At 32.6% G+C, this 24,672-nt stretch carries 24 protein-coding genes; 12 read left to right on the plus strand and 12 right to left on the minus strand.

The genetic code is table 11. The annotated features are described in order from the left end of the window. The first annotated feature begins 30 nt into the window (after window positions 1-30). The gene (locus Q0772_RS03390) at window positions 31-309 is read left to right on the plus strand and encodes a F0F1 ATP synthase subunit epsilon (RefSeq protein WP_298340370.1); all 279 of its coding nucleotides are present in this window, start codon (window positions 31-33) and stop codon (window positions 307-309) included. 160 nt (window positions 310-469) lie between these two features. On the opposite strand, the gene Q0772_RS03395 is transcribed toward Q0772_RS03390, so the two are convergent. The 3 genes from Q0772_RS03395 to Q0772_RS03405 form a co-directional block, all read right to left on the minus strand. Beyond that, complete coding sequence (locus tag Q0772_RS03395) at window positions 470-1,018, minus strand: GNAT family N-acetyltransferase (protein ID WP_298340372.1); 549 nt, start codon at window positions 1,016-1,018, stop codon at window positions 470-472. 9 nt (window positions 1,019-1,027) lie between these two features. Continuing rightward, window positions 1,028-1,468: a translesion error-prone DNA polymerase V autoproteolytic subunit gene (gene umuD, locus Q0772_RS03400; RefSeq protein WP_298340374.1), complete on the minus strand. Its 441-nt coding sequence runs from the start codon at window positions 1,466-1,468 to the stop codon at window positions 1,028-1,030. 166 nt (window positions 1,469-1,634) lie between these two features. Further along, complete coding sequence (locus Q0772_RS03405) at window positions 1,635-2,891, minus strand: Y-family DNA polymerase (RefSeq protein ID WP_298340376.1); 1,257 nt, start codon at window positions 2,889-2,891, stop codon at window positions 1,635-1,637. 408 nt (window positions 2,892-3,299) lie between these two features. Here Q0772_RS03405 and Q0772_RS03410 point away from each other — a divergent pair, with 408 nt between their 5' ends. Further along, window positions 3,300-3,488, plus strand: coding sequence for a hypothetical protein (locus Q0772_RS03410; RefSeq protein WP_298340378.1), 189 nt, complete (start codon window positions 3,300-3,302; stop codon window positions 3,486-3,488). On the opposite strand, the gene Q0772_RS03415 is transcribed toward Q0772_RS03410, so the two are convergent. The 3 genes from Q0772_RS03415 to Q0772_RS03425 are packed head-to-tail and all read right to left on the minus strand — an operon-like array spanning window position 3,485 to window position 4,719. Further along, window positions 3,485-3,937 carry a DUF3157 family protein gene (locus tag Q0772_RS03415; RefSeq protein ID WP_298340379.1) on the minus strand — a complete coding sequence of 151 codons (453 nt, stop codon included), beginning with the start codon at window positions 3,935-3,937 and terminating at the stop codon, window positions 3,485-3,487. The genes Q0772_RS03410 and Q0772_RS03415 overlap by 4 nt on opposite strands. 42 nt (window positions 3,938-3,979) lie before the next feature. Further along, on the minus strand, window positions 3,980-4,186 hold the full coding sequence (locus tag Q0772_RS03420) for a helix-turn-helix transcriptional regulator (protein ID WP_298340381.1): 207 nt from the start codon (window positions 4,184-4,186) through the stop codon (window positions 3,980-3,982). Window positions 4,187-4,191: 5 nt separating this feature from the next. Further along, entirely contained in the window at window positions 4,192-4,719 is a 528-nt protein-coding gene (locus tag Q0772_RS03425; protein WP_298340383.1) for a DUF2975 domain-containing protein, read from the minus strand. 132 nt (window positions 4,720-4,851) lie between these two features. Here Q0772_RS03425 and Q0772_RS03430 point away from each other — a divergent pair, with 132 nt between their 5' ends. The 8 genes from Q0772_RS03430 to Q0772_RS03465 all read left to right on the plus strand — a co-directional run bounded on the left by Q0772_RS03430 (window position 4,852) and on the right by Q0772_RS03465 (window position 12,573). Beyond that, window positions 4,852-6,000 carry a pyridoxal phosphate-dependent aminotransferase family protein gene (locus Q0772_RS03430; RefSeq protein WP_298340385.1) on the plus strand — a complete coding sequence of 383 codons (1,149 nt, stop codon included), beginning with the start codon at window positions 4,852-4,854 and terminating at the stop codon, window positions 5,998-6,000. Beyond that, window positions 5,997-6,410 carry a DUF2007 domain-containing protein gene (locus Q0772_RS03435; RefSeq protein WP_298340387.1) on the plus strand — a complete coding sequence of 138 codons (414 nt, stop codon included), beginning with the start codon at window positions 5,997-5,999 and terminating at the stop codon, window positions 6,408-6,410. The genes Q0772_RS03430 and Q0772_RS03435 overlap by 4 nt, the downstream gene beginning before the upstream one ends. Continuing rightward, entirely contained in the window at window positions 6,407-7,015 is a 609-nt protein-coding gene (bioD, locus tag Q0772_RS03440; protein WP_298340389.1) for a dethiobiotin synthase, read from the plus strand. Before Q0772_RS03435 ends, bioD begins: the two co-directional genes overlap by 4 nt. Window positions 7,016-7,103: 88 nt before the next feature. Beyond that, window positions 7,104-8,369 (plus strand): adenosylmethionine--8-amino-7-oxononanoate transaminase, encoded by a 1,266-nt coding sequence (bioA, locus tag Q0772_RS03445; RefSeq protein WP_298340391.1) that lies wholly within the window; start codon window positions 7,104-7,106, stop codon window positions 8,367-8,369. Window positions 8,370-8,642: 273 nt separating this feature from the next. Then, window positions 8,643-9,800, plus strand: a complete 1,158-nt coding sequence (locus tag Q0772_RS03450; RefSeq protein ID WP_298340393.1) for a beta-ketoacyl synthase N-terminal-like domain-containing protein — start codon at window positions 8,643-8,645, stop codon at window positions 9,798-9,800. 50 nt (window positions 9,801-9,850) lie between these two features. After that, the gene (gene bioB / locus Q0772_RS03455; RefSeq protein ID WP_298340395.1) at window positions 9,851-10,945 is read left to right on the plus strand and encodes a biotin synthase BioB; all 1,095 of its coding nucleotides are present in this window, start codon (window positions 9,851-9,853) and stop codon (window positions 10,943-10,945) included. A 195-nt stretch (window positions 10,946-11,140) separates the two neighbouring features. Then, a complete protein-coding gene (locus tag Q0772_RS03460) occupies window positions 11,141-11,995 on the plus strand; it encodes a cupin-like domain-containing protein (RefSeq protein WP_298340397.1) in 855 nt (284 codons plus the stop codon). Window positions 11,996-12,057: 62 nt separating this feature from the next. Then, complete coding sequence (locus Q0772_RS03465; protein WP_298340399.1) at window positions 12,058-12,573, plus strand: DUF6646 family protein; 516 nt, start codon at window positions 12,058-12,060, stop codon at window positions 12,571-12,573. Between the two features lie 64 nt (window positions 12,574-12,637). On the opposite strand, the gene Q0772_RS03470 is transcribed toward Q0772_RS03465, so the two are convergent. Continuing rightward, window positions 12,638-13,111, minus strand: a complete 474-nt coding sequence (locus Q0772_RS03470; protein ID WP_298340401.1) for a regulatory protein RecX — start codon at window positions 13,109-13,111, stop codon at window positions 12,638-12,640. Window positions 13,112-13,196: 85 nt separating this feature from the next. On the opposite strand from Q0772_RS03470, the gene Q0772_RS03475 reads away from it, so the two are divergent. Then, window positions 13,197-15,578 carry a T9SS type A sorting domain-containing protein gene (locus Q0772_RS03475; RefSeq protein WP_298340403.1) on the plus strand — a complete coding sequence of 794 codons (2,382 nt, stop codon included), beginning with the start codon at window positions 13,197-13,199 and terminating at the stop codon, window positions 15,576-15,578. 46 nt (window positions 15,579-15,624) lie between these two features. Here Q0772_RS03475 and Q0772_RS03480 read toward each other — a convergent pair whose 3' ends face one another. The 5 genes from Q0772_RS03480 to gdhA form a co-directional block, all read right to left on the minus strand. Continuing rightward, a complete protein-coding gene (locus Q0772_RS03480) occupies window positions 15,625-18,036 on the minus strand; it encodes a TonB-dependent receptor (protein WP_298340405.1) in 2,412 nt (803 codons plus the stop codon). Window positions 18,037-18,040: 4 nt separating this feature from the next. Next, window positions 18,041-18,760 (minus strand): DNA repair protein RecO, encoded by a 720-nt coding sequence (recO, locus tag Q0772_RS03485; RefSeq protein ID WP_298340408.1) that lies wholly within the window; start codon window positions 18,758-18,760, stop codon window positions 18,041-18,043. Next, window positions 18,760-21,090 (minus strand): two-component regulator propeller domain-containing protein, encoded by a 2,331-nt coding sequence (locus Q0772_RS03490; protein WP_298340410.1) that lies wholly within the window; start codon window positions 21,088-21,090, stop codon window positions 18,760-18,762. The genes recO and Q0772_RS03490 overlap by 1 nt, the downstream gene beginning before the upstream one ends. Window positions 21,091-21,178: 88 nt before the next feature. Continuing rightward, the gene (locus Q0772_RS03495; RefSeq protein ID WP_298340412.1) at window positions 21,179-22,219 is read right to left on the minus strand and encodes an acyltransferase; all 1,041 of its coding nucleotides are present in this window, start codon (window positions 22,217-22,219) and stop codon (window positions 21,179-21,181) included. Between the two features lie 102 nt (window positions 22,220-22,321). Further along, window positions 22,322-23,665 (minus strand): NADP-specific glutamate dehydrogenase, encoded by a 1,344-nt coding sequence (gene gdhA, locus Q0772_RS03500; RefSeq protein WP_298340414.1) that lies wholly within the window; start codon window positions 23,663-23,665, stop codon window positions 22,322-22,324. Between the two features lie 202 nt (window positions 23,666-23,867). Between gdhA and Q0772_RS03505 the strand changes: the two genes are divergently transcribed. Beyond that, the gene (locus Q0772_RS03505) at window positions 23,868-24,671 is read left to right on the plus strand and encodes a glutamate dehydrogenase (RefSeq protein ID WP_298340416.1); all 804 of its coding nucleotides are present in this window, start codon (window positions 23,868-23,870) and stop codon (window positions 24,669-24,671) included. Window position 24,672 lies beyond the last annotated feature (1 nt).

The following is a 24,672-nucleotide window of genomic DNA, read 5'->3' on the forward strand; positions in this document are numbered from 1 at the left end:
CAAATAACTAACAACAAACAACTAAAGAATATGTATTTAGAAATTGTATCACCTGAAGCAACATTATTTAGCGGCGAAGTAACTAGTGTTTCTGTTCCTGGTGTTAACGGTGAATTTCAAATGTTAAACAACCATGCACCCATTGTATCGATTCTAAAAGATGGATTTGTAAAGATTTCTGGAACTATAGAATTGGATGAAGAGGTACAGGATAAATTCACAAAAGGTGACAACGGCGACACCTTATTAAAGATAAATTCTGGAACTCTTGAAATGAAAGACAATAAAGCTATTGTTTTAGCTGATTAATATTATATTGAAATAAAAAAAGCCTGTGAAATTAATTTCACAGGCTTTTTTTTACTCTAATGTTTTATGCTGCACTAATTGTAATTAATAAAAATAGTAGTTACTCACTTTAGCTAATTATATTTTTTAATTGTTTCTATTAGTATTTTCAATAAAACTATTAATAGGAATCTTTTATGTCCCATTTTAAAATTTCCCAATCTTGATTATTAGAATGGTACGAGATGAGCACTTTAAATCCAATTGCATAATGCGCATTAAGTGATCGTAGATTAGTTTCATCTACCTCTGTTATAATAGCATTATACTCTTGTTTTATCTCATCCCTCATTTTGCTATACATCCCTCTAAAAATTCCTTTTTTTCTAAATGCTTTATCAATACATATTTGACCCATTACAATGTATTTTAAAGTACTTGGTATGTTTGCCTCAATTTTTGTAAACATAGGTTTTAAAACATCTATATCTTCTTTAAAATCTTTTACCATTGATAATGCATAACCTACTACATTATTATTGCTGGTAGCAATAATATGGGGACATTTGCTATTCATGCTTTTAAGTAACTCAAAACTATGGTGTACGGTAACAAATCCTTCTTTTTGTTTTTCTTCTTCTGAAATTGAAGTTGGAATGTTTTTTTGTTGGAGCTCTAGAATTTGATGTAATTCTTGATCTGTAACCGCTGTTTTATAACTAATACTCACGGTTAATATTTATACCTTTTTTATGACATTTGTTACTATACCCCAAATAACAAAATCATTATCATCAGTTATTTTTATAATTGGGTAATGCGGGTTTTCTGGTTGTAACCAAACACCTTCTTTATTTACTTTTAGGCGTTTTACGGTAAACTCGCCATCTAAAAAACAAACGGCTATTTTATTGTGCGTAGGCTCTAAACTTCTATCTATTACTAGTAAATCGTTATCGTCTAATCCTGCGCCTATCATAGATTGTCCGCTAACACGTGCAAAGAATGTAGCTTCTTTGTTTTTTATAAGCTCCTTATCTAAGGAAAGACGTTGCTCTTTAAAATCCTCAGCTGGTGATGGGAATCCTGCTGAAATTCCTGTATCAAAAAAAGGAGCTCCTAAGCCATTTATTTGGTTTGGAGTGAAAAAGGTTAGGTTGTTAGATTTATGCAATATCATTGGGTATAGAATTTTGTTGGCAGTTAAGTGCGTTAGGGATTGCAGCGGCATCCTTTTTTGCTTTTTCTGCAAAAAAGATATAGCGGAAAGCCCGACCCCTTGTGGGTAACGCCCATATACTTATTTTATGTTCTTAAAATTAGTTTAATTTTTTGAGATTCTTAGTTTATTTAACAACTATAATATCATTAATATTGGTTGTGTAACGTGGCGATAAGCGTTCTTGACGCATTTTCCAGGTGCGTTTTAGATCTTGGCTAGCTAGTTTTACTTTGTTATTGGCGTATTTGGAGTTTAAACCGTCTATGGCGTGCATTAAAGGTTTGTGCTTAGGGTTTTCGGTATCGAACATTTGTAACTGGTGGTTATTGGTTGGCACCAAGCCCATAACAATGACGCCCGCGCGCTTGTACTTTATGCCGGCTTTGAAAATGCTTTTTACGGCGTTAACAGCTTGCTGGCTAATAATTAGGTTGGAATCTGTGGGATAGGGTAAACTGACTACCCGACTTGCACGATGCTGCTCTAAATCTTTTTTATGTCTGTCGCTTTGCAACGTTACATATATCATGTGGCAACTAGAACCCTGTTTGCGTAATTTTTCGGCACAACTTGTAGCAAAGGTGGAAATGCGTTCTTTTATATTATCGATATCAGAATAGGTGTACTCGAAGCTTCTTGTGGTAGCTATGGCACGTTTTGCTTCTACTTCGTCTAATTTTATTTTTGAAATGCCTTCCAAATCTTTTTTGAGTTTCCAGCCTGTGATTGTAAAGTTTTTGCGTACCCAATGATCTGGAAGTTGTGTAAAATCATAAGCTTTTTTACAACCTTTGGCTTTTAATCGTTTTTGTAAGCCACGGCCAATACCCCAAACATCTTCAATATCAATCCATTTTAAGGCTTTAATACGTTTTTCTTCTGAGTCAATTACATACACGCCTTTTGTTGCTTCTGGAAATTTTCGAGCTACCTTGTTAGCGACTTTACTTAATGCTTTTGTTGGCGCAATACCTACGCTAGTTGGAATACCTGTCCATTTTAAAATGCGCTGCCGCATTTGGTTGCCATAGTCTTCAAAATCATGCTTTTCAAAACCTTTAAATTCTAGAAAAGCTTCGTCTATACTATATACCTCAACATCTGGCGTGTATTGCTCTAGAATCGTCATAACCCGATGACTCATATCACCATACAATGGGTAGTTTGAAGATAATACTTCTATTCCATTTAGTTTACAAAAGCTGTCCCACTTAAAAATAGGTGCGCCCATAGGTAAACCAATGGCTTTAGCTTCGTCACTTCTAGAAATAACGCAACCATCGTTATTACTTAAAATAGCAACGGGTTTGTTGCGTAAATTAGGATTAAAAGCGCGTTCACAAGACGCATAAAAATTGTTACAATCTACTAGGGCGTACATGCGTATAAAAGTAATATGATTTCTTCAATTTTTGAACTAAAGCTCTTTATTATATTTGTTAAATGTTTAAAAGTGACCTTATAATTAGCGAACCCAATAAGCCTCTTATTAATAAAATTATAGTAGCATTATTGTACGCTGGTTTATTTAGTTATGTTATGTATTTATATCGATATAAAGACCTTTTAAATCATCCAGAAAAATGGACAATCATAATATATTTAGTTATTTTATTCCTAATATTATTTTTTTCTTCGTTCATGTCAATAGCATCCCATAGTATACATTTAAATTTCAAGAACAATAAAATACAACATCAATTTAGAGTTGGTCTTTTTAATTATAAAGAAGTGTGGCAAGATTTAGTAGATCTCAGTTTTTAAAACTGGCAGCTATTTCCAAATAAATATGTGGTATCAAAAGAATAAAATTTTAAACTTAATGACTTTGGATGATTCAGAAAAAGCAATGGAAAATGGCTTTCTAATTTCTGAAAAATTAGATATAGATTTACTTGATGCAAGAAAAGCTGGGTACCACAAATGGGTTAACAAGCAGGTTTATAAAGAAACTAAGAAAGTTATCTACTCTGATTAAAAAAGCTTTTCTTTTTTTATAATTGTTGTACCAATACGTTTGTAAGTAGCTTCTTTTCCGTTAACACAGAACGTATACGTACCCTTTGCTTTTTGTTCTGAAATGGATAAAAGCACAACATCTTCAACATCACAATTATATGCCTTAGCAACTTTCTTTTTTACATGATTTATAGTAGCACGCCCTTTCTTTAATTGCCCTTGTATTTTTGTGTTTAGTTTAGGTTCTATATAATCTTGTGGTAGATTACAGTTAGGACCTTCTTCTTTTGATTTTGATACGGTTGTAGCTACTGAATCTGTCTTTGGCACTTCAGCATCTATATACTCCCAAGTGAAATCTGCTTTTAGTAATACACGCCTGCCATCATCGGTTTTTACAATATGGTTATCTTGAGCAAAACCAATAGAAGAAACAAGTAGCAGAAAAAAAAAGATAAATGATTTCATAGCAATAAATGTAAAGTTAAAAACGGTTCTCAAAAATACAATTTAATCTTCAACATACTCTAAAATATCTGCAGGTTGGCAATCTAAAGCTTTACATATAGCCTCTAATGTAGAAAACCTAACTGCTTTGGCTTTTCCTGATTTTAAAATAGACATATTTGCTGTGGTTATACCAATAATTTCAGCTAGCTCTTTGCTTTTCATTTGCCGCTTAGCAAGCATAACATCAAGATTTACGATTATAGACATGCTTATTATATAGTTAAATCATTCTCTTCTTGAACATACCTTCCTTTTTTCAAAACATCTAAGTAGAGATATATTAAAAATGCAATTACTAAATGTGCTAACACAATAAAATAATCATCTTCCAGACGAATACTCACACCTCGTAATAAAAATGAAGCTGTAAATACTATAATATAAATTAAAGGCACCAAATTTAATATCATGAAGAAGCGTAATCGTTTTAATGGTTTCGTTTCAAACACCTTTTTTTCAATAAATACTTTTAGAAAATTTTTAAATGCATAAAAATAAATGATGTAGTACGACATAGCTGTCCACATGATAAGAACGGCATAATTGAATGGAACATTTATGCGTAAACCTAATAAGGGAACATGCACTTTCGCACGATTCTCAATAACCTCAACAAAAGGAATTTGTATTCCATATTTATATTCCAAATAGGATAGCATTGAAAAAATCATTACAAAAAGCAGAAGAAATGCAACGCAGTAGAATAATATTAACGATGTAAAATAAGCTAGTTTTTTCATTTTATTATTGTTTAACGATAACAAATATATAATAAATTATCGAAAAACAATAATTTATGCGTTGAAAATTTATTTTCGCAATTAGACCTATCAGGTTTTGAAAACCTGACAGGTCTTAACTATCTTTGATTTATGCTACCTAAAAAACTACAAGACAAATTAGAAGCACGCAAAGCGAATAATGCCTTACGCCAACTTGGAATACAAAGTAGTTTGGTAGATTTTTCATCAAATGATTACTTAGGTTTTTCAAAATCTAAAACTATTTTTAATAATACACACAAATTTTTAAAAGGCCATGATATTACTAATAATGGCGCAACAGGTTCTCGGTTGCTTTCTGGAAACCATGCTTTATATCATCTTGTAGAACAGCAATTATGCAAATTTCATAATAGCGAAAGTGCATTAATATTCAATTCGGGTTACGATGCCAACATTGGTTTTTTCTCTAGTGTACCTCAACGTGGAGATGTCATCTTGTATGACGAATATATTCATGCTTCCATTCGCGATGGCATTTCAATGAGTAATGCCAAAGCTTATAAGTTTAAGCATAATGATTTAGATGATTTAGAAAAAAAATGTCAGACTGAGCGCAGTCGAAGTCCAAAAGAAACAATCATCTACATTGTAACAGAATCTGTTTTCTCTATGGACGGCGATTCTCCCGATTTAAAAAAACTATCGCAGATAAACAATAAACATAAGGCACATTTAGTGGTAGATGAAGCACATGCCATTGGTGTTTTTGGAGAACGGGGCACAGGTATAATTCAAGATTTAAAACTTGAAAAAGAAGTTTTTGCACGCATCATCACTTTCGGAAAAGCTATGGGATGCCACGGTGCTGCTATTTTAGGAAGCAAAAAACTAAAACAATATCTCGTTAATTTTTCACGTAGTTTTATTTATACTACAGCATTACCTCCACATAGTTTAGCAACCATAAACACAGCTTATAATACATTACAAGACACTAAGAATATTACTAAACTACGCAACAACATTAACCACTTTAAAGCTGAAATAAAAAGAAATAAGCTTGAAACTATTTTTATTGCATCAAATTCTGCCATTCATTGTTGTATTATTTCTGGGAATGATAAAGTGAAATCTATTTCAGAAAAACTTCAGAATAGTGGTTTTGATGTTAAACCTATACTTTCTCCTACAGTTCCTGAAGGACAAGAGCGTTTACGTTTTTGTTTACATAGTTTTAATTCAGAAAATAATATATCTAATGTATTACAACAACTGGCCACTTTAATAAATATATGAGCAACACATTTAAAACCATTGCTAGATTTCAATACTCCACAGAAGCGCAAATTATAAAAGGACGTTTAGAGGCTGAAGGTATTCAAGTGTTTCTAAGTGATAATTTAACTATAGATACAGATCCACTGGTAAGCAACGCTATTGGTGGTGTAAAACTTAAGGTACTATCAGCTGATGCTTTAAAGGCGCAACATATTTTAGATTCTATAAATAAATATTCAATAGACGATGACGGAAATACCATAAATTGTCCTAATTGTCAAGGACAACATATCGAGTTATTTTCAACAATAAAAGATGCTAAATCATTATTCTGGTTTATTTTTGGCGTATTATTTTCTGCACTTCCATTTTATACAAGACATAAATACAGGTGTGAAGATTGTAAAACCGAATTCGATTTAAAATGACAACATATTTCATCACAGGAATCTCAACCGATGTAGGCAAAACAGTAGCATCTGCCATTATAACCGAAGCTTTAGAAGCCGATTATTGGAAACCTGTACAAGCTGGAGATCTAGACAACTGCGATACTAAAAAAGTAGAGCGCTTAGTATCAAATACTAAATCTAAATTTCATCCTAATGCTTATGCGTTAAACACGCCTATGAGCCCCCATGGTGCAGCAGATATAGACGGTATCGAGATTGACATTAAAGCCATTAAAGCACCAATAACCAAAAACCATTTGGTTATTGAAGGCGCTGGTGGTTTACTTGTTCCTTTAAATAACAAAAACACCATTCTAGATTTAATACAGCCAGATTATAAAGTAATTGTAGTATCTCGACATTATTTAGGCAGTATCAACCACACCCTCTTAACTGTAAATACTTTAAAAGAAAAAGGGTTTAATGTGTCTATTCTTTTTGGCGGAAACGAACACAAATCAACGGAAGACATCATAAAAAAAATGACACAAGTTCCAGTAATTGGAAGAATTAATGAAGAGCCTTATTTTGATAAAAATGTGGTTAAAGAGTATGCAAAAAAATTCTATGATAAGCTTTGATGAAGCCTGTCATTCCTGTAAAAACAGGAATCCAGAAAAAAGATAATAAAATAATAGATTCCTGCCTCCGTAGGAATAACAAAAATATATGAGTTTACAAGAACGCGATAAAAAACACCTGTGGCATCCACTAAAACAACATCAATTAAACCCAGATAGTTTAGCTATAATAAAAGCTAAAGGTTGCATTTTAACAGATGAAGATGGTAACGAATATATTGATGCAATAGCATCATGGTACACCTGTATGTATGGGCATTGTAATGATTATATTATTGAAGCTACCCATAAACAGATGCAGCAACTAGACCACGTAATGTTTAGCGATTTCACACATGAGCCAGCTATAAAATTATCCGAAAAACTCATTAAGATACTTCCTAAAAATCAAAGTAAAATTTACTTTAACGATAACGGTTCTACAGCCGTAGAAGCTGCTATTAAAATGGCATTACAATACTATTTTAATAAAGGTGAAAAACGCTCTACATTTATAGCTTTTGAAAACGGGTTTCATGGAGACACTTTTGGTGCTATGAGTGTTTCTGGGCTTTCTGTATATAATGGCCCTTTTGAAGACTTTTTAATTAATGTACTCCGTATTCCCACACCAAACGGTGCAAATCATCAAGATATAATTTCACTTTTAGAGCAATATATTTCAGATTTCAAAATAGCAGGTTTTATCTACGAACCCTTAATTCAAGGTGCTGCAGGCATGAAGATTCATAACAGCAACGGTTTACATACCATTTTAAAATACTGTAAATCTAAAAACGTGCTTACTATTGCAGATGAAGTCATGACAGGCTTTGGAAAAACAGGCAAAAACTTTGCTTCAGATTATATTGACACTAAACCAGATATCATTTGTTTAAGTAAAGCGCTTACGGCAGGTTTACTGCCTATGGCTATTACATCTTGCACCCAAGACATATATCAAGGTTTTTTAAGTAACGAGATGTCCAAAGGCTTTTTTCACTGCCACACCTATTCTGCTAATCCTGTGGCCTGTGCTACTGCCATTGCAGGTATTGAGCTTTTAACCTCAAAAGAAATACAAACCAATATAGAAAGAATAATACAAGCCCATAAAAAGTTCGAAAAACATATCAAAAACCATCCAAAGGTTAATAGCACAAGGCATTTAGGTGTTATTTTTGCCTTAGATATAGATACAAAAATGGAACGTTATGGCGATTTACGCGATAAACTTCTAAAATTCTTTATGGATAGAGGCGTGTTTTTAAGACCCCTCGGTAATACCATTTATATACAAGTACCATACGTGATTTCAGATACCGAATTACAAAAAGTTTATCAAGTTATTGAGCATGCTTTAGATATTATCTAGAGCGTTACCCACAAGGGGTCGGGCTTTCACTAGTCGCTCTCTGCGAGGAGCTCCAACATACCGTTCAATCCCTAACGCACCTTCCTGCTATAGCCAGTGCTAAAATAAACTATAACACATCTGTAAAAGTATTTGTAAATACAACAGCAATTTAAATCAATACACTAAATTTGCACACTTAATGTAAATTGAATTTATTTTTCAGATTATAACGCTATACGATGAGATGCTGAAAACAATCCTGATAGTAATCCGGACAGCATCATAACAACCATGAATAAACCAATCTCCATTACAGCCATTTCATCTATATCCTCACTTGGTACAACCCATGAAGATATATGGAATAGTTACCAAAACGGCAAACACCATATTTCAGAAAAAGAGGTGTTAGGTAAACCTGTACTTGTATCTCAAATTTCTAATGGAACAAAACAAGAGATAGAAGCATTACGACATTCAGATAGTAAATACAAATCTCTAGATGACACCGTATTGTACGCCATATACGCCTCAAGGCGAGCGGTAAAACAAGCCCATTGGAATGCTTCAGACAATTTTGGTATAAACATCGGTTCGTCACGTGGTGCCACAGGCTTGTTTGAAACCTATCATCAATCTTTTATAGAGAATCATAAAGCAGAAACCCTAAGTTCTCCAACCACTACTTTAGGGAATATTTCCTCTTGGGTAGCACACGATTTGCAAACCCAAGGTCCAGAAATTAGCCATTCTATAACCTGTTCTACAGCATTACATTCTGTATTAAACGGTATCGCATGGATTAACTCAGGCATGTGTGATAAATTTTTAGTGGGCGGTAGCGAAGCGCCTTTAACACCCTTTACCATTGCACAAATGCAAGCCTTAAAAATCTATTCAAAAGAAAAAGGCGACTTTCCATGTCGCGCTCTAGATTTAAACAAAACCAAAAATACCATGATTTTGGGAGAAGGTGCAAGCATGATTTGCTTAGAAAAAGGAGCAACCAAAAACGCATTAGCTACTATAAAAGGATTTGGATATGCAACTGAAATTTTAAAACACAATATATCCATTTCAAGTGATGCCAAATGTTTTCAAAAATCAATGAAAATGGCTTTGGGCAATTTAAATCCAGATGCTGTTGATGTTATAGTAATGCATGCCCCAGGAACAGTAAAAGGCGATGTTTCAGAATATAAAGCAATACAAAAACTCTTTAAAGATAAAATGCCAATTTTAACATCTAACAAATGGAAAATTGGCCACACATTTGGAGCTTCTGGTGCTTTAAGCTTAGAACTTGCAACCTTAATAATACAAAATCAAAAATGTATTAACATCCCTTATTTAAAACCTCAAAAAGCATCAAAACCCATAAAAAATGTCATGGTAAATGCTGTGGGTTTTGGAGGTAATGCGGTTTCTATATTATTAAATAAAAACTAAACATTTCATCTTTTAATTACTATTTTTGATATTAACTAACTGATAGATTTATGAGCGCGACCAAACATAACTGGACCAAACAAGAAATTCTAGATATTTACAACAAACCGTTTATGGAACTGCTTTATGAAGCAGCAACGGTTCATAGAATAAATCATGACCCAAATACAGTACAAGTATCTACACTGTTATCTATAAAAACAGGAGGTTGCTCTGAAGATTGTGGCTATTGTCCGCAAGCAGCACGTTACCATACTGATATTGAAGGGAACGATTTAATGTCTGTTCAGCAAGTTAAGGCTCAAGCATTACGTGCAAAATCTACAGGAAGCTCTCGTGTATGTATGGGTGCCGCATGGCGTAATGTAAAAGATGGCGAGGAATTTGACCAAGTGTTAGAAATGGTAAGAACCATTAATAAACTTGACATGGAAGTGTGTTGTACACTAGGTATGGTAACCGAAAATCAAGCAAAACGTTTAGCTGAAGCAGGGTTATATGCATACAATCATAATTTAGATTCTTCTGAAGAATATTATAAAGAAGTGATTTCAACAAGAGGGTATCAAGATAGATTAGACACTATTGATAATGTGCGTAAAACCAACGTAACTGTGTGTAGCGGTGGTATTATTGGTATGGGAGAAAATATTGAAGATAGAGCTGGAATGTTAGTGGCATTATCCACACTTAATCCACAACCAGAATCTACCCCTATAAATGCATTAGTAGCTGTTGAAGGCACCCCCTTAGAAGACCAAAAACCCGTTTCTATTTGGGATATGGTGCGTATGGTAGCAACTACAAGAATAGTAATGCCCGAAACACAAGTGCGCTTGAGTGCGGGTAGAACACAAATGAGTAGAGAAGGGCAAGCCATGTGCTTTTTTGCTGGAGCTAATTCTATTTTTGCTGGCGATAAACTACTAACTACGCCAAATCCTGATGTGAATGAGGATATGGAAATGTTTAAAATGCTTGGACTCAATCCACAAAAACCATTTACTAAAAAGGTACAACCGCAAACTGTAGAAGCTAAAGACTCTGAGTTTGAAGCCTTAGGAGAAAAACCAAAATGGACAAGACCAGAGCATACTATCGAACGTAATGAAGTTGCTAAAGCAAAGGCCAAGGCGATTAAGTAAATTTATTTAATTTTTATGCATTGCCTTATGGGTAAGGTATGCGTTAGGGATTGCAGAGGAAAGCCCACAGCGAAGTGCAACGCAGCGAGGACTTGGAACGTAAAGCCCGACCCCTTGTGGGTAACGCCCAAAATACTATTTCTAGATTTGTTACGTTTTTTTAACTTTACAACATCAAACTAAACACATTTTTCGTTGAACCTTCAAGATATTCCACGGGTAAAAAGCATTACCAAAACGGATTTTTTAAAACACTATTTTAAACCACAAAAGCCTGTGGTTATAGAACGCTTTATTGAAGATTGGCCTGCTTACACTAAATGGAATCTAGACTATATGAAAGCGGTTGGTGGCGATTTAACTGTACCGCTTTACGACGATAGACCCGTTGACTATAAAGATGGTTTTAATGAACCGCACGCTGAAATGAAACTTAGTGATTATGTAGATTTGTTAAAGCGTGAGCCTACTAAATACAGAATTTTTCTTTGGAATGCTTTAAAAGAAATCCCTCAATTACAAAACGATTTTACATTTCCTGATTTTGGTTTGCGCCTCATGAAAGGGATACCCATGCTGTTTTTTGGCGGACAGGATTCACACACGTTTATGCACTATGATATTGATTTGGCGAATATTTTTCATTTTCATTTTGAAGGTAAAAAAGAGTGTATTTTATTTGACCAAAAACAGAATAACTACCTTTATAAAATTCCGCATTCACTAATTACAAGAGAAGATATAGATTTTAAAAATCCAGATTTTAAAACATGGCCTATGCTTAAAAAAGCTAAAGGTTATAAAACAGAATTAAATCATGGCGAGGTATTGTATATGCCAGAAGGTTACTGGCATTATATGCGTTATGTAACACCTGGTTTTTCTATGAGTTTACGTGCAATGGCTAGAAATCCAAAAAACTTTAGCAAGGCACTTTATAATATATTTATTATGCGAAATTTTGATAATGTAATGCGCCATATCAAAGGACAAAAATGGATCGATTGGAAAAACGAACAAGCTATAATTAAAACCCACAAACATCTATAAAGGAATCTTTGATTTTAAAAAACTTGTGATATATTTGCCCACTTAAATTTAAAACTCAAATCATGAAGAATTTACTTTTTTTATTAACCATACTAAGCGTTTCATTAGTTAATGCACAGGCTTTTATTGGAAAGAACGATAACAAATTTCAAGTTGGTGCTAATTTTCAAGATAATGCCTCAGGAATTAATGTTAGCTATGATTATGGTATTGGTGAAAATATTTCTATAGGATTATCTTCTACCTACCTTTTAGGTGTTGATGATGCCTTGAAAGACAATGACAATGATGATTTAAATGCAGGTTTTGATAGCCGTTTTGATATTAGAGCTCGTTTTAACGCTAATTTAGGAAATGTTATTAATGTTAGTGACAATTTTGATCTTTATCCAGGTTTAAGTCTTGGACTTAAAAACTTTGGTGGACATTTAGGAGCACGCTACTTTTTTACTGATGGTTTTGGTATATATACAGAATTGAATGTACCATTTGCCAAATATAAGAGTGATAAATTAACTGCTGCTGAAACATTGCACAACCAATTTACTATAAATTTAGGAGCAAGTTTCAATCTGTAAACTTTACAACCAATATTTATTAAAAAAGCGGATTGTGTATACACTTAATCCGCTTTTTATGGTTTTACCCGAAAAGTTCCTTTGCTTTTTCGTACACCAGATGCGTTTCCCAGCCTCTATACAACAGATAATCGATTAATTTTCTCTTTTTTTTATAGATATTAGTTTCTGTAATCAAATTCGACTTTTTTTCGGCTAAATCGTTGAAAACCTCGATGTACTCCGTATTATCTATTTCTGCAAGTGCTTGATTTATATTAACTTTGCTGATGTCTTTTTTCTTTAATTCATAAGTTAATCGACGTCGGCCCCAAGCCTTAATTTTAAACTTACCGCTTACAAATGTTTTGGCAAAACGTTCTTCATTAAGAAAGTTATGTTCCAAAAGATGGACTATTATTACATCGATAGCATCAGGTATCATGTGTAATGACTCTAACTTTTTTCGAACTTCTTGATGGCAACGTTCTTGATACGCACAATAATGCTCTAGTTTTCTAGTAGCTTCTTGTACTGTATATGTTTTTTTTGAGTGCATAAGCATCAAAAATAGCAATGTTAATTTAACATTTTGAATAAAAATTTATAAAAACCAAATCTTAGATTTTTTAAACTTAACGATTATGAAAAAGATTACTTTAATATTAATACTGCTTTTGGCTTTTGGCTTTAGTTATGGGCAGACAACTTTATCGGAAGGAGATATCGCCATAACCGGTGTTAATTCTGATAATCCTGATGAATTTTCTTTTGTGCTTTTAGCAGATATCCTAAATGGTACACAAATAAATTTTACTGATCATGGTTGGCAATCTGCTGGAGTTTTTAACACACCGGGTAATGGTGGAAACAATGAGGGTGTTATTACTTGGTCTGCCACAGCTGATTTAAGTTGTGGAACTGAAATTATTATTACAGATTTAGGATCTAATATTTATTCTGCAACAACTGGATTAGCGTCTGAAACAGATGCTGGTTTTGCTTTGTCGGAATCTGGGGATCAATTATTTGCATACCAGGGATCTTTAGCTACTCCAACCCTTATATATGGCATGAATTATGGTCATAATTTTGGCTGGTCTGAAGCAACCAATACAAACACAACTGCTTTACCTCCAAGTTTAATCGATGGAGTAACAGCAATTTACCCAGGTAATAATGACAACTATAGTTATAATTGTTCAGTAGTTTTATACGAGCCGAATATACTTGCTGCTATTGGTGATTTAAGTAACTGGATTGGTACAAACGCAATAAATAGACCAGCTTTATCAACCTGCGGTGGTTTTACTTGTTCTAAATGTATATCAACTACTACTTGGAATGGAACGTGGTCTAACGGTTTACCTAATGATTTAACTAAAAGTGTAATTATAAATACCAATTATAACACAAGCGCTGGAGATATTACTGCTTGCAGTTTAACTGTTGATACTGGTGCAACACTCACGATAGGTAATGGCTCATTTGCCGAAGTAGAACACGATGTAACTATTAATGGAACCATTACTGTTGAAACCCAAGGTAATTTTGTACAAAATGATGACGCAGGAATATTCACAAATAATGGTACTTCTAGAGTAAATAAACAAACTGCGCCTAAAGCGGATTGGTTTTTTTACACTTATTGGAGTTCACCAGTTACTAGCGAAACAATTGGTAGTGTTTTCCCTGATGTCGATGGAGATAGACGCTTTAAATTCATAGCTGCTAATTTTTTAGACAATGATGGTGATGATCTTGATGACAATGATAACGCGTGGCAAGCTGCCTTAACTGGTGAGACAATGGCTCCTGGAGTTGGTTATGCTGTAACAGAATCTCGATTTTTCCCAGGAGGTGTAGGCACCGCATCGTTTGAAGGCGCCTTTAATACTGGTGACGTATCTGTTGGAATATCAAATGTACCTGGTAATGCAATTGCAAGCTGGAACTTTATAGGCAACCCTTACCCATCAGCTTTAGATTTCGATGCCTTTCATGCAGCGAATAATACAGTTGTTGCTGGAGCTGCTTACTTTTGGTCTCAAGCAACTCCTCCAGCTGAATCTAATCCTGGTAATCAACAAAGTAACTTCAGTAAAAATGATTATGCCATTTATACCGTAGGCTCTGGTGGAACAGCGGGTAGCGGTACCCCTGGAGGATCTGGAGTTATTCCCAATCAATACATACCTTCTGCTCAAGGTTTCTTCATTGCAGGTTTAGATAATAACTCTGTTACGTTTACAAATGACATGCGAATGGCAGACGGCACTAGCAACACACAATTTTTTAAAGGCTCTAAGAAATCAAAAGCTAATAATATAGCTAACAGATTATGGATTGACTTAACTACAAATAACGGAGTGTTTAGTCAAATATTGGTTGCTTATGTTGATGGTGCTACTAATGGTAACGATGGTTTATCTTACGATGCTCCTAAAATTGTTAATCAAGATTATGCTGCGATTTTATATTCTTCAATGGATTCTGATGATAAAAAATATGTAATTCAAGGAAAGAGTACAAATAGTATTAACGAAAACGAAATTATTAATCTTGGATTCAGTTCCACAATAAACACAAATACAGAATATAAAATTTCTATTGCCCAAATTGAGGGCGACTTCTTAACAAATAATTCTGTCTTCTTGAAAGACAATTTACTTAGCACGTTACATAATCTATCTGATTCAGATTATGTATTTACTTCTGAAGATGGTGAATTTAATGATCGTTTTGAAATTGTATTCAATGCTAGTATATTATCTACTGAAGATATCATTAAAGACTCAGAAGCATTAAAGATTATTGAATTAGAAGGTGACCGAGTTAAATTCACTACATCTAACACAATAAAAACAGTTACGATATATGATTTATTAGGAAGAGAACTTTACAATTTAAAAGGAAACAGTAACTCTGAAACTTATAACTTATCGAGATTGAGCAGTTCTATTTACATTGCAAAAGTTGAACTAATAAATGGATTAACCATAACTAAAAAAGCATTCAAAAAATAATTTGAAACGAAATTTAAAAAAAGCTCTAATTATTTTAGGGCTTTTTTTATAAACTATACTTTAACGATAAGATAAGATTCCTCCCTGGCGCAGCAATACCTGACGAATACGTTTTATAACGTTGGTTTGTAATATTCTCAAGACTTGCAGTAACTGTAGTAGAGTTATCGATTTGATATTGAGTTCTAAAATTTAGAGTATACCACGATGGACTAAACGGATCTCCATTTGCATCTAAAGCGTATATAAAATCCTTTTCAACTTCAGATGGGGCTAATTGATTATGAGATAACTCCCCATTATAATTAGCAAATAAATCTAATTTTAAATGCTTAGAATTCCAAATTAGGTGCGTGTTTCCAAAATTTGGTGCTACATGTCTAATTGGTACTTCTATATCTCCAGCTTCTTCAGTACCTCCTATTACAGAATATTGAGAAGTGAAATCAAGTTGATTTGTAATAGCCAGTTTCAATCCAACTTCAAATCCATAAATCCAAGCTTTAGAAGCATTTTGTATAGCTTGTACATTACTTAACTCATTGTCATAAATTATTTCCCTTTCACCATTCAAATTGTAATCTCTTCTAACTAGGGCATTATCTAAATAGGTGTAATAAGTGTTCATATCTAACACCAATTTATCATCAAAATTTAGTTTTAAACCTATTTCTCCTCCATAAGCATACTCTGGTCTTAAATCTTCATTTGGAACAACTACGGAGCCAGGTTCAGAATCAAACACCTTTCCAATATCATCAATATTAGGAGCTCTGAAAGCAGATGAAGCATTCAGTTTCCATTGTATAATTGGATTAGGAGACCAACTAATGCCTGCAGTACCTGTTAATGCCTCAGATTCGTTTTTCGTATATTCAAAAGGCAAATTTAAATACGTATTGTTTTCAGTAAAATTAGCTTCCGAAGCTACATAATTAAATCTTAAACCAGATTGAAATACAAACTTTGGGTTAGGCTTATATTTAATACTTGAATAGGCTGCAATAGATTGCCAATTTGAACCATCTGGATACCTAGAAACAGTTTGAGTTCTAGTACTATTAGATATATTTTCTTCTATTCCTGAAGAGCTAACTTTATTGTAAACATATTCTGCACCATAATAAAACTGTGTTTTAGCTGATAACCGCTTTTCTAAATCTAAATTAAAAGAGAATGCATCGACTGTTTCTTCCCGAATATTTCTTGTAGTTGATTGAAAATCTCTATCATTTCTACTTTCCTTAAAGTTTTGATAAGCTAATGTCGCTTTTATCTTATTATATAAATTTGATTTACTACTTAGCTTAGTTATTTGTAAGTTAGACATAAACCATTGCTGTGGTCCGTAATTCCATTCAGCAGAACGTAATTCACCACCTCGATAACGAATTAGTCTGTCATATCTTGGAATATCAGAAGTTGTTGTATAAAATAATCCTAAATCAAAACTTAAATCTTCATAATGTTCATAATGCACTTTCTGCATTACATTTAATTGATTATAACCAGAATATCTTTGTACTAGAGGATTACTATTTTCCACTATCACATCACCACTAGTTGTTGTTAAAACAAATTCAGGTCTTAAATAATCTTCTGGACCATGCTTTCCCATTCTTAAATCATCAAAATCTGTATAACTTGCACTTGTTATGAAAGCCCATTTTTTATATCCTAAATTAAAATTAAAATGCGCTGTTTTTTCGTTACTAGCCGAAGCATATCTTACTAAAGCATTTGAACTAAACATCAAAGAATCAGTATACGACAATTTAGGTTTATGGGTATAAAAACTCATTACGCCTCCAATAGCATCACTACCATATATTACAGACCCTGAGCCTAAGGTTACTTCTGTATTTTGAATAGAAAAAGGATCAATAGATATAACGTTTTGAAGATTTCCTCCTCTGAAGATGGCATTATTCATTCTAACTCCATCAACAGTTATTAACAATCTATTTGTTGAAAATCCTCTTATCATAGGGCTTCCCCCTCCTAATTGGCTTTTTTGGACATAAACTTGCCCAGTATTTTCTAATAAATCCGCACTAGTTTGAGGGTTTGAAAATAGAATTGTTTTAGCATCAGTACTTACAATTTTTTGTGGGATATCTTTTCTGTTCTGCTGAAATTTTGAAGCAGAAATTACAATCTCACCTAAACCTTGAGTATTTGATACCAAATAGACTTTTTTTGATGTTCTTATTTCTGCTTTTTTTAGAAATTTTAAAACATGAGACAAATGTTTGAAATAAATTATTTCTGTTTCTTTAAATTCACTTAAATCAGCCTCTCCTCTAAAATTGGTTACTACACTTCTAGATTTATCTACATTGTATATTGCCACTCCAAAAATAGGTTCTTTTGTTGCCTTATTAAGAACTTTTATGTTTTGAGCCCTCATAAAAATAGCCACAAGTATAAAGAAGAAAGTAAGATAAGGCGACTTCATTGTTTTAACTAAAAACTTGATTAAGTACTTGTAATGATTTAGGGGTTTTAAAACTTCCCAAATGTAGTTCAAAATAAAGCAAAATCATACTTAAAAAAGATTGTCTTTGCCTAACATTTATTTTTATATTAGGTAAAGCATCAAATGTTGTGCCTAATAAGGTTTTTAAAAGCGTTAAATTTTCACCAGTAATAGCGTACTTATTGGTTGAATTATACTCAAATCTCCCTTCATACAGATTGAAAAACGGAAACTCAATATTATTTATATCTGGATAAAAACCCAAATACTTAGTAAGTTTTAGAAGAAATAATAAGTGAAAATTGGCACATTCAGACTCTGAATCAAGCCATAAAAATGTACTTTCTAAATAGGCATAAAGGGTTTGATTCTGTTCTTCTTCTTGAAGTACATTAGTTAACACTTCTGATAAAAACATTGTTATAGCTCCTTTTAAAATATTTGAATGTACCGAGGTATACAAATAATTAAGCTTGGTGTCTTTTATGCTTTGTAGAGACCTATTGTTCTTGTATGTATACTCAAGTTGTAATTGTGAAAGTAATTGAAAATAAACAGCTTTGGAATTACCTTTTTTACTTTTAAAGATTCCTCTAAGTAAAAAACTAACGATACCCATTTCTTGGGTATAACATTTTACAATTAAATCGTTGTCTTTATATTTTAATTTAGAGAGAACAATGACTTTTGTAGTAATAAGCATTATCTAACCACCATTAATTTTAAAACTTTGGTCTCGAAAGTATCTAAGTCTGAAAGCATGACTAAGTATACTCCAGATGAAACGACATTATTTGCTAAATTCTTACCATTCCAATAGGCAGTACCTCCGTCTATTTCTAAATTATAACCCCGGTATCTTTGATTTATTCTAGACTGCGCCTCTGCTACTAGATTCCCTTCAATATCAGTGATTTTAATATTTACGTTTTCTGAAATATCTTTAATTTTTACTTTATCATCTACTATATTAAAACCTGGTCTTACAGGGTTTGGATAAGCAAAGGCAGCACTTAAATCTTCTAGAACACTAGAGCCTCCTGAATTAAAAGAGAGTAGACCTTTACTAGTACCTATATAGACCACCCCATTAACATTATCTAAAGACACATCTGTTATACTGTTTGAAGGCAAAGGCGAATTATCTTTTGTAAAGTGAAATATTGTATTTTGCCCATTTGGAGATAGATAAAATAATCCAGAATCTGAAGTTCCAATCCATTTATTATTAGACCCATCAATTTCAATATCAGTTATATACTGCTCAAAAAGCAACTCCTTAGCAATGCCATCCTCTTCAATTATTATTTCATCTACAGCTACATTATCTTCCGAAAAAAAACTAGATGTATTAAATAATACACGTAATCCTCTAAAAGTTCCAATCCATAATTGATTTCTGTTATCTAATGCAAGTGCTGTTACGAAACCAGTTGGCATATTCTCTTCTGGTGTTCCAATACTCTTCATTACAGGACTTCCATTATTTTCATCAAAGCCAACAATACCCTTTGTATAGGTCCCTATAAATTTTACTCCTGAATTTCTATCTATAACTATATTACTATATCCCAATTCTTCAGGAAAATTTATTGCTTGAGCTAAATCGAAAGAAGTCCAAGATTCATTTTGGAATTTATTCAAAGGTTTTTCGACACGTCCGTTCATTAACCATAATGTGCCATCTGAATCAAAAATACTTGTTGCTGTAAGGTTTAAATCTGCTGCAAATGGTGTAATTGTGCTATTATCTTCATCAAATAAATTAACAATCTCATCATTATTAAACTCAATTAGTCCCTTAAAATACGAACTAACAAAAACCTGATCAGAATTTGTTGGGTTTATCGCAATATGAGCCAAATAAAATGGGTTTTCTATTTGACCAGCTATAGAATCATAAGGAATGTTTACCCATTCATTATCAATCATCCTACTTATTCCTGTTCTTACTCTATCTCCTCCTATAAAGTTGTAAAACAAGTTATATCCTCCAGAAACACCCCACAATTTATTATCAAAATATTCTATTGAAAACAAATCATTTCGTAATGGTCCTCCTGGACGAATTTCTTCAAACATATCTGGAGTATTTATTGTTGATTTTAATACACCAAAATTTCTAGAGCCAGCATAAATAGCTTCAGCATCAATGTAGGCAGAGTTAAATTGCGTATCTAATGAATTAGTCGCTTGTACTGATAAATTAAAGCTTTCATCATAAATAAAAATATCATTACTAGTTGTTACAACTAAATTGTTTTCAACCGATTTTATTTCTACAGGTAAATTATCATAGGTAAATAACGGAATTAAAGCATCATTTACAACATCATAAATTACTCTATTAGTTCTAGTTGCGTATAACCTATTACTATTAGCTTCTATTCCAATAAAATCACCAAGTGTTATAGGTTGCCAATTGTTAAAATCGATTAAATTAGGATTATTTACCTCTGCCTTTCTTATTCCATTTCCTTCAAAACAAGCAGCATATATAAAACCATTAAAAATGGTTGTTTGATTAACAGGAATTTGTGTACCTCCATTACCTATAAAATAAGTGTCATTAAACTCTAAACGTTCCAAATCAAAAACTGATATACCAAAGTTAGTAGAGAGATAGATTGTATTTTCATTTGGATAAATATGATTGATTTTTTTATTTGAAGACTGAATTGTTGGTTTATCAATAATATCAACAATGGTTAAGATGTCTTCATCATTATCAAAAACAATCTCTAGTAGCCCATTTTCATAACCTATTACTAATAATTCATATATTTCACTATAGAATATTGTGGATATTGTTTCTCCTGATAAACCCTGAATAGTAGTAATTGTCTCAATAGCATTTGTCTGAGTATCTATTGTAAAAATAGCATTTTCTGCTGCTGCATATATCTTGTTATTACCTTTAACTACTTGCTTAACGTTGTAGTACGAAAAATGCCCCTCCCAAAATTGTGAGAAGTCCTGTGAAAACAGTGTTAAAGAACATAAAAAAAAAAGAGTGACTATTAATTTTTTCAAAACAACCTTATTATGATTCAAATATATTTATATATAATGAATTAATTTTTAAAATATTATAGAAAGGTATATTTAATTTATAATAAAACTAGCCCGATAATAATTGTCTTTGCCTTTCCTTTCTACTCTCAGATAAAAATCTTAATTCCAGATAATGCCATGAAAATACTGCTAATAATACCACCAACAACAATAATACTGCGCTAATCATATAAGGATTATAATTATTAAATAGATTGAAGTAAACAAATACTTGAACTACAGGAAAATGATAAATATATACCCCATAAGTAATGTCTCCATATTTACAAACATTATTTAACCATCTAAAATTATAGGCTAAATAAAAAACCATAAACCCATAAGCCATTGGCTTGAAAACATGTAAGCTAAATATATATTGTTCAAAATAAAAAACTAACAAGCATGGAATAATTAAATAATGTTTCCATTTTATAAAAAAATTAAAATTCTTATACAGAACTATACCTACAGTAAAAAAAGCTAGCGCACCAGGTAACTGTTTAGCAATTCTATACATATCCACTGAAACGAAATAGTTAAAATAAATAATTGAAGACAAATATATTAGGACATACAAAATATTGATATTTACTTTTTTTGATTTAATCAAAAAATAAAACAAAGGCAGCAATAAATAGAAACCCTCCTCTACCTTAATAGTCCATAATGCACCATTAACGGCACAAATTAAATTGTTTTCAAATACCCCTGGTAAACAGGGCTCAAGATAATTCTGAAATGTCAAATTAGCTAATAAGTACTTCCAAAACTGGATATTAAAAAAATAATCACTGAATGAATTTGTGGATATAACATAAAAAAACAAAGCACAAAAAACAACCACTACTGTGTAGGCTGGGACGATTCTTTTAACTCGCTTTAAAATGTAGCTTTTTAACGACTTACTATTTTCATAACTCTTAGCTATTAAAAACCCGCTAATAACAAAAAAACCATCTATTGCTAAGCGTGTGTTAAAGAATTTGATATATGATTCAAAAGTTTTTACTTGACTCAATTCTATCAAATGCGCTATAGCTACCGTAAATGCAAAAAGCACTCTTAAAACATCAAAATTATTTATATTTATTCTACTGTAGCTCATGAATTGTTTTCAAATATATCTATATATTTTATTTATAATAAGGTTACAACGAAAAAGCTTCCTATTTCTAGGAAGCTTTTTTATTATTAGAGCTTTTTACTTTTATACTATTCCTTGAGCCAACATAGCATCTGCCACTTTAACAAAACCTGCAATATTAGCGCCCTTTACATAATCAATATACCCATCTTCTTCTGTACCATATTCAATACAAGACTTATGAATATCTGCCATGATATCTTTTAATTTATTATCAACTTCTTCTCTTGTCCATTTATATCTCAGTGAGTTTTGAGTCATTTCTAAACCAGATGTTGCCACACCTCCAGCATTAGAAGCTTTTCCTGGTGCAAATAATATTTTAGCTTTGTGAAACGCTGTAATTGCTTCTTTGGTTGATGGCATATTAGCACCTTCACTAACACAAATACAACCGTTACTAAGTAGCGCATTAGCGTCATCCTCGTGAAGTTCATTTTGAGTTGCACAAGGCAATGCTATATCGCATATCTCATGCCATGGCGTTTTACCCTTAGTAAATTTAGCATTGGGATATTCTTTAACGTATTCACTAATCCTACCCCTTTTTTCGTTTTTAAGTTGCATAACAAACTTTAATTTTTCTTCATCAATACCATCCTCATCGAAAATATAACCTGAAGAATCTGAAAGCGTTACTACCTTAGCACCTAACTGAAGAGACTTTTCTGCAGCATATTGAGCCACATTTCCAGAACCAGAAATAACAACTGTTTTACCTTTAAAATTATCATTTTTAGTTTTAAGCATATTTTCTGCAAAATAAACCGTGCCGTAACCTGTAGCTTCTGGTCTTATTAAAGAGCCTCCCCATGTCATACCTTTACCTGTTAAAACACCAGTAAATTCATTTCTCATTTTTCTATACATACCAAAAAGAAACCCTATTTCTCTTTGCCCAACCCCAATATCGCCTGCTGGAATATCAGTATTTGGACCAATATGTCTAAATAATTCACTCATAAAGGCATGACAGAATCGCATAATCTCATTATCCGATTTTCCTTTTGGATCAAAGTCACTACCTCCTTTTCCTCCACCCATAGGTAATGTGGTTAAAGAATTTTTAAACACTTGCTCGAAAGCCAAAAACTTTAAAATACTGGCATTAACAGTTGGGTGGAAACGCAAACCCCCTTTATAAGGTCCTATCGCAGAATTCATTTGAATTCTATACCCTCTGTTTACTTGAATTTCTCCGCTATCATCAACCCAACATACTCTAAATGAAATTAACCGTTCTGGCTCAACCATTCGTAAAAGAATGTTTTTTCCATAATAGATATCATGTTGAACGATATAAGGAATTACAGTTTCTGCAACTTCCTCTACGGCTTGTAAAAACTCTGGTTCATGGCCATTTCTCTCTTTTACAAGGTCTAAAAATCCTTTAATAGTGTCTTTCATGTATACAATTATTGCATTATTGTTTGTTAAATATGTAATTTATTGATACAAATATACGTTATCTTCAAAAAAATATATGTTTCTTTTTGAATTTCGCAATAATTTTTTTTTATGTATTACAGCTAGATTCATTAATATTTGTTAGTGTTCCTAGTTTTTATATATTTGCTCATGATAATGCCCTCAATAAAACAAACCTTTTATGCTTAACTTGAAACATTTAGCTTCCGCTTTTTGCTTGTTTCTTATAGTTCAAACTACAAACGCTCAACTGGGCTTTTCACATGAAATAGGTGCTATTGCTGGTCCTGTTCAATTCAGGTCTGACTTTGGTAGTCGTGATGATTCTGAAACTAATTTCGGGAATTCTGGATACGGCATTGGAATTGTACATTACTTAAACTTTTCTTATCGAGCAGATTGTAATTGTTATACTACGGATACTTATTTTAATGATCACTTTAAGTTACGAAATGAGATATCATATAACAAAACTAATCTTGAGCATCTTGGTAAATGGGTAGATCCAGATAGAACAACTATTGAGGCTAATCAACTTAGAGGTCACAAAGGTGTCGCCAAAAATTTAGACATAGGAACACAACTTGAATTTTTCCCTCTTAGTATTCGTGATTTTCAGGGATTTGCCTATAGCTTTGCTCCTTTTATAAGTTTTGGTGTGCATTACACATCTTTTACTCCAGAAGTAAGTACTACATACGCTAACCCTGATCCAACTGCAGTTGGTGATGTAACTGACCCAAGTAATTTTTATTCTTTTTGGGAGCTAGGTTCTGTTGATGCATCTCCGGGAAGCACTTGGTCTGTTGTTTCTAGTGTTGGTGTTAGATACAAACTTACTAAAATATCAGATCTAATGTTAGATTTGAGATTTCAATACTATTTTGATGATAACATAGATGGTTTAGACCATCAATTAAGCTACAATAAGAATAACGATTGGTTAGTTTGGTTAAACTTTGGTTACATCTACTATTTAGATTAGC

It is taken from the genome of uncultured Algibacter sp. (genome assembly GCF_947490405.1).
In the GTDB taxonomy this organism is placed as follows: Bacteria; Bacteroidota; Bacteroidia; order Flavobacteriales; family Flavobacteriaceae; genus Algibacter_B.

Coding starts and splice junctions, on each gene's coding strand:
- Q0772_RS03390 (WP_298340370.1), top strand. CDS start 31: ATGTATTTAGAAATTGTATCACCTGAAGCAACATTATTTAGCGGCGAA.
- umuD (WP_298340374.1), bottom strand. CDS start 1,468: ATGATATTGCATAAATCTAACAACCTAACCTTTTTCACTCCAAACCAA.
- Q0772_RS03405 (WP_298340376.1), bottom strand. CDS start 2,891: ATGTACGCCCTAGTAGATTGTAACAATTTTTATGCGTCTTGTGAACGC.
- Q0772_RS03410 (WP_298340378.1), top strand. CDS start 3,300: ATGTGGTATCAAAAGAATAAAATTTTAAACTTAATGACTTTGGATGAT.
- Q0772_RS03415 (WP_298340379.1), bottom strand. CDS start 3,937: ATGAAATCATTTATCTTTTTTTTTCTGCTACTTGTTTCTTCTATTGGT.
- Q0772_RS03420 (WP_298340381.1), bottom strand. CDS start 4,186: ATGTCTATAATCGTAAATCTTGATGTTATGCTTGCTAAGCGGCAAATG.
- Q0772_RS03425 (WP_298340383.1), bottom strand. CDS start 4,719: ATGAAAAAACTAGCTTATTTTACATCGTTAATATTATTCTACTGCGTT.
- Q0772_RS03430 (WP_298340385.1), top strand. CDS start 4,852: ATGCTACCTAAAAAACTACAAGACAAATTAGAAGCACGCAAAGCGAAT.
- Q0772_RS03435 (WP_298340387.1), top strand. CDS start 5,997: ATGAGCAACACATTTAAAACCATTGCTAGATTTCAATACTCCACAGAA.
- bioD (WP_298340389.1), top strand. CDS start 6,407: ATGACAACATATTTCATCACAGGAATCTCAACCGATGTAGGCAAAACA.
- bioA (WP_298340391.1), top strand. CDS start 7,104: ATGAGTTTACAAGAACGCGATAAAAAACACCTGTGGCATCCACTAAAA.
- Q0772_RS03450 (WP_298340393.1), top strand. CDS start 8,643: ATGAATAAACCAATCTCCATTACAGCCATTTCATCTATATCCTCACTT.
- bioB (WP_298340395.1), top strand. CDS start 9,851: ATGAGCGCGACCAAACATAACTGGACCAAACAAGAAATTCTAGATATT.
- Q0772_RS03465 (WP_298340399.1), top strand. CDS start 12,058: ATGAAGAATTTACTTTTTTTATTAACCATACTAAGCGTTTCATTAGTT.
- Q0772_RS03470 (WP_298340401.1), bottom strand. CDS start 13,111: ATGCACTCAAAAAAAACATATACAGTACAAGAAGCTACTAGAAAACTA.
- Q0772_RS03475 (WP_298340403.1), top strand. CDS start 13,197: ATGAAAAAGATTACTTTAATATTAATACTGCTTTTGGCTTTTGGCTTT.
- Q0772_RS03480 (WP_298340405.1), bottom strand. CDS start 18,036: ATGAAGTCGCCTTATCTTACTTTCTTCTTTATACTTGTGGCTATTTTT.
- recO (WP_298340408.1), bottom strand. CDS start 18,760: ATGCTTATTACTACAAAAGTCATTGTTCTCTCTAAATTAAAATATAAA.
- Q0772_RS03495 (WP_298340412.1), bottom strand. CDS start 22,219: ATGAGCTACAGTAGAATAAATATAAATAATTTTGATGTTTTAAGAGTG.
- gdhA (WP_298340414.1), bottom strand. CDS start 23,665: ATGAAAGACACTATTAAAGGATTTTTAGACCTTGTAAAAGAGAGAAAT.
- Q0772_RS03505 (WP_298340416.1), top strand. CDS start 23,868: ATGCTTAACTTGAAACATTTAGCTTCCGCTTTTTGCTTGTTTCTTATA.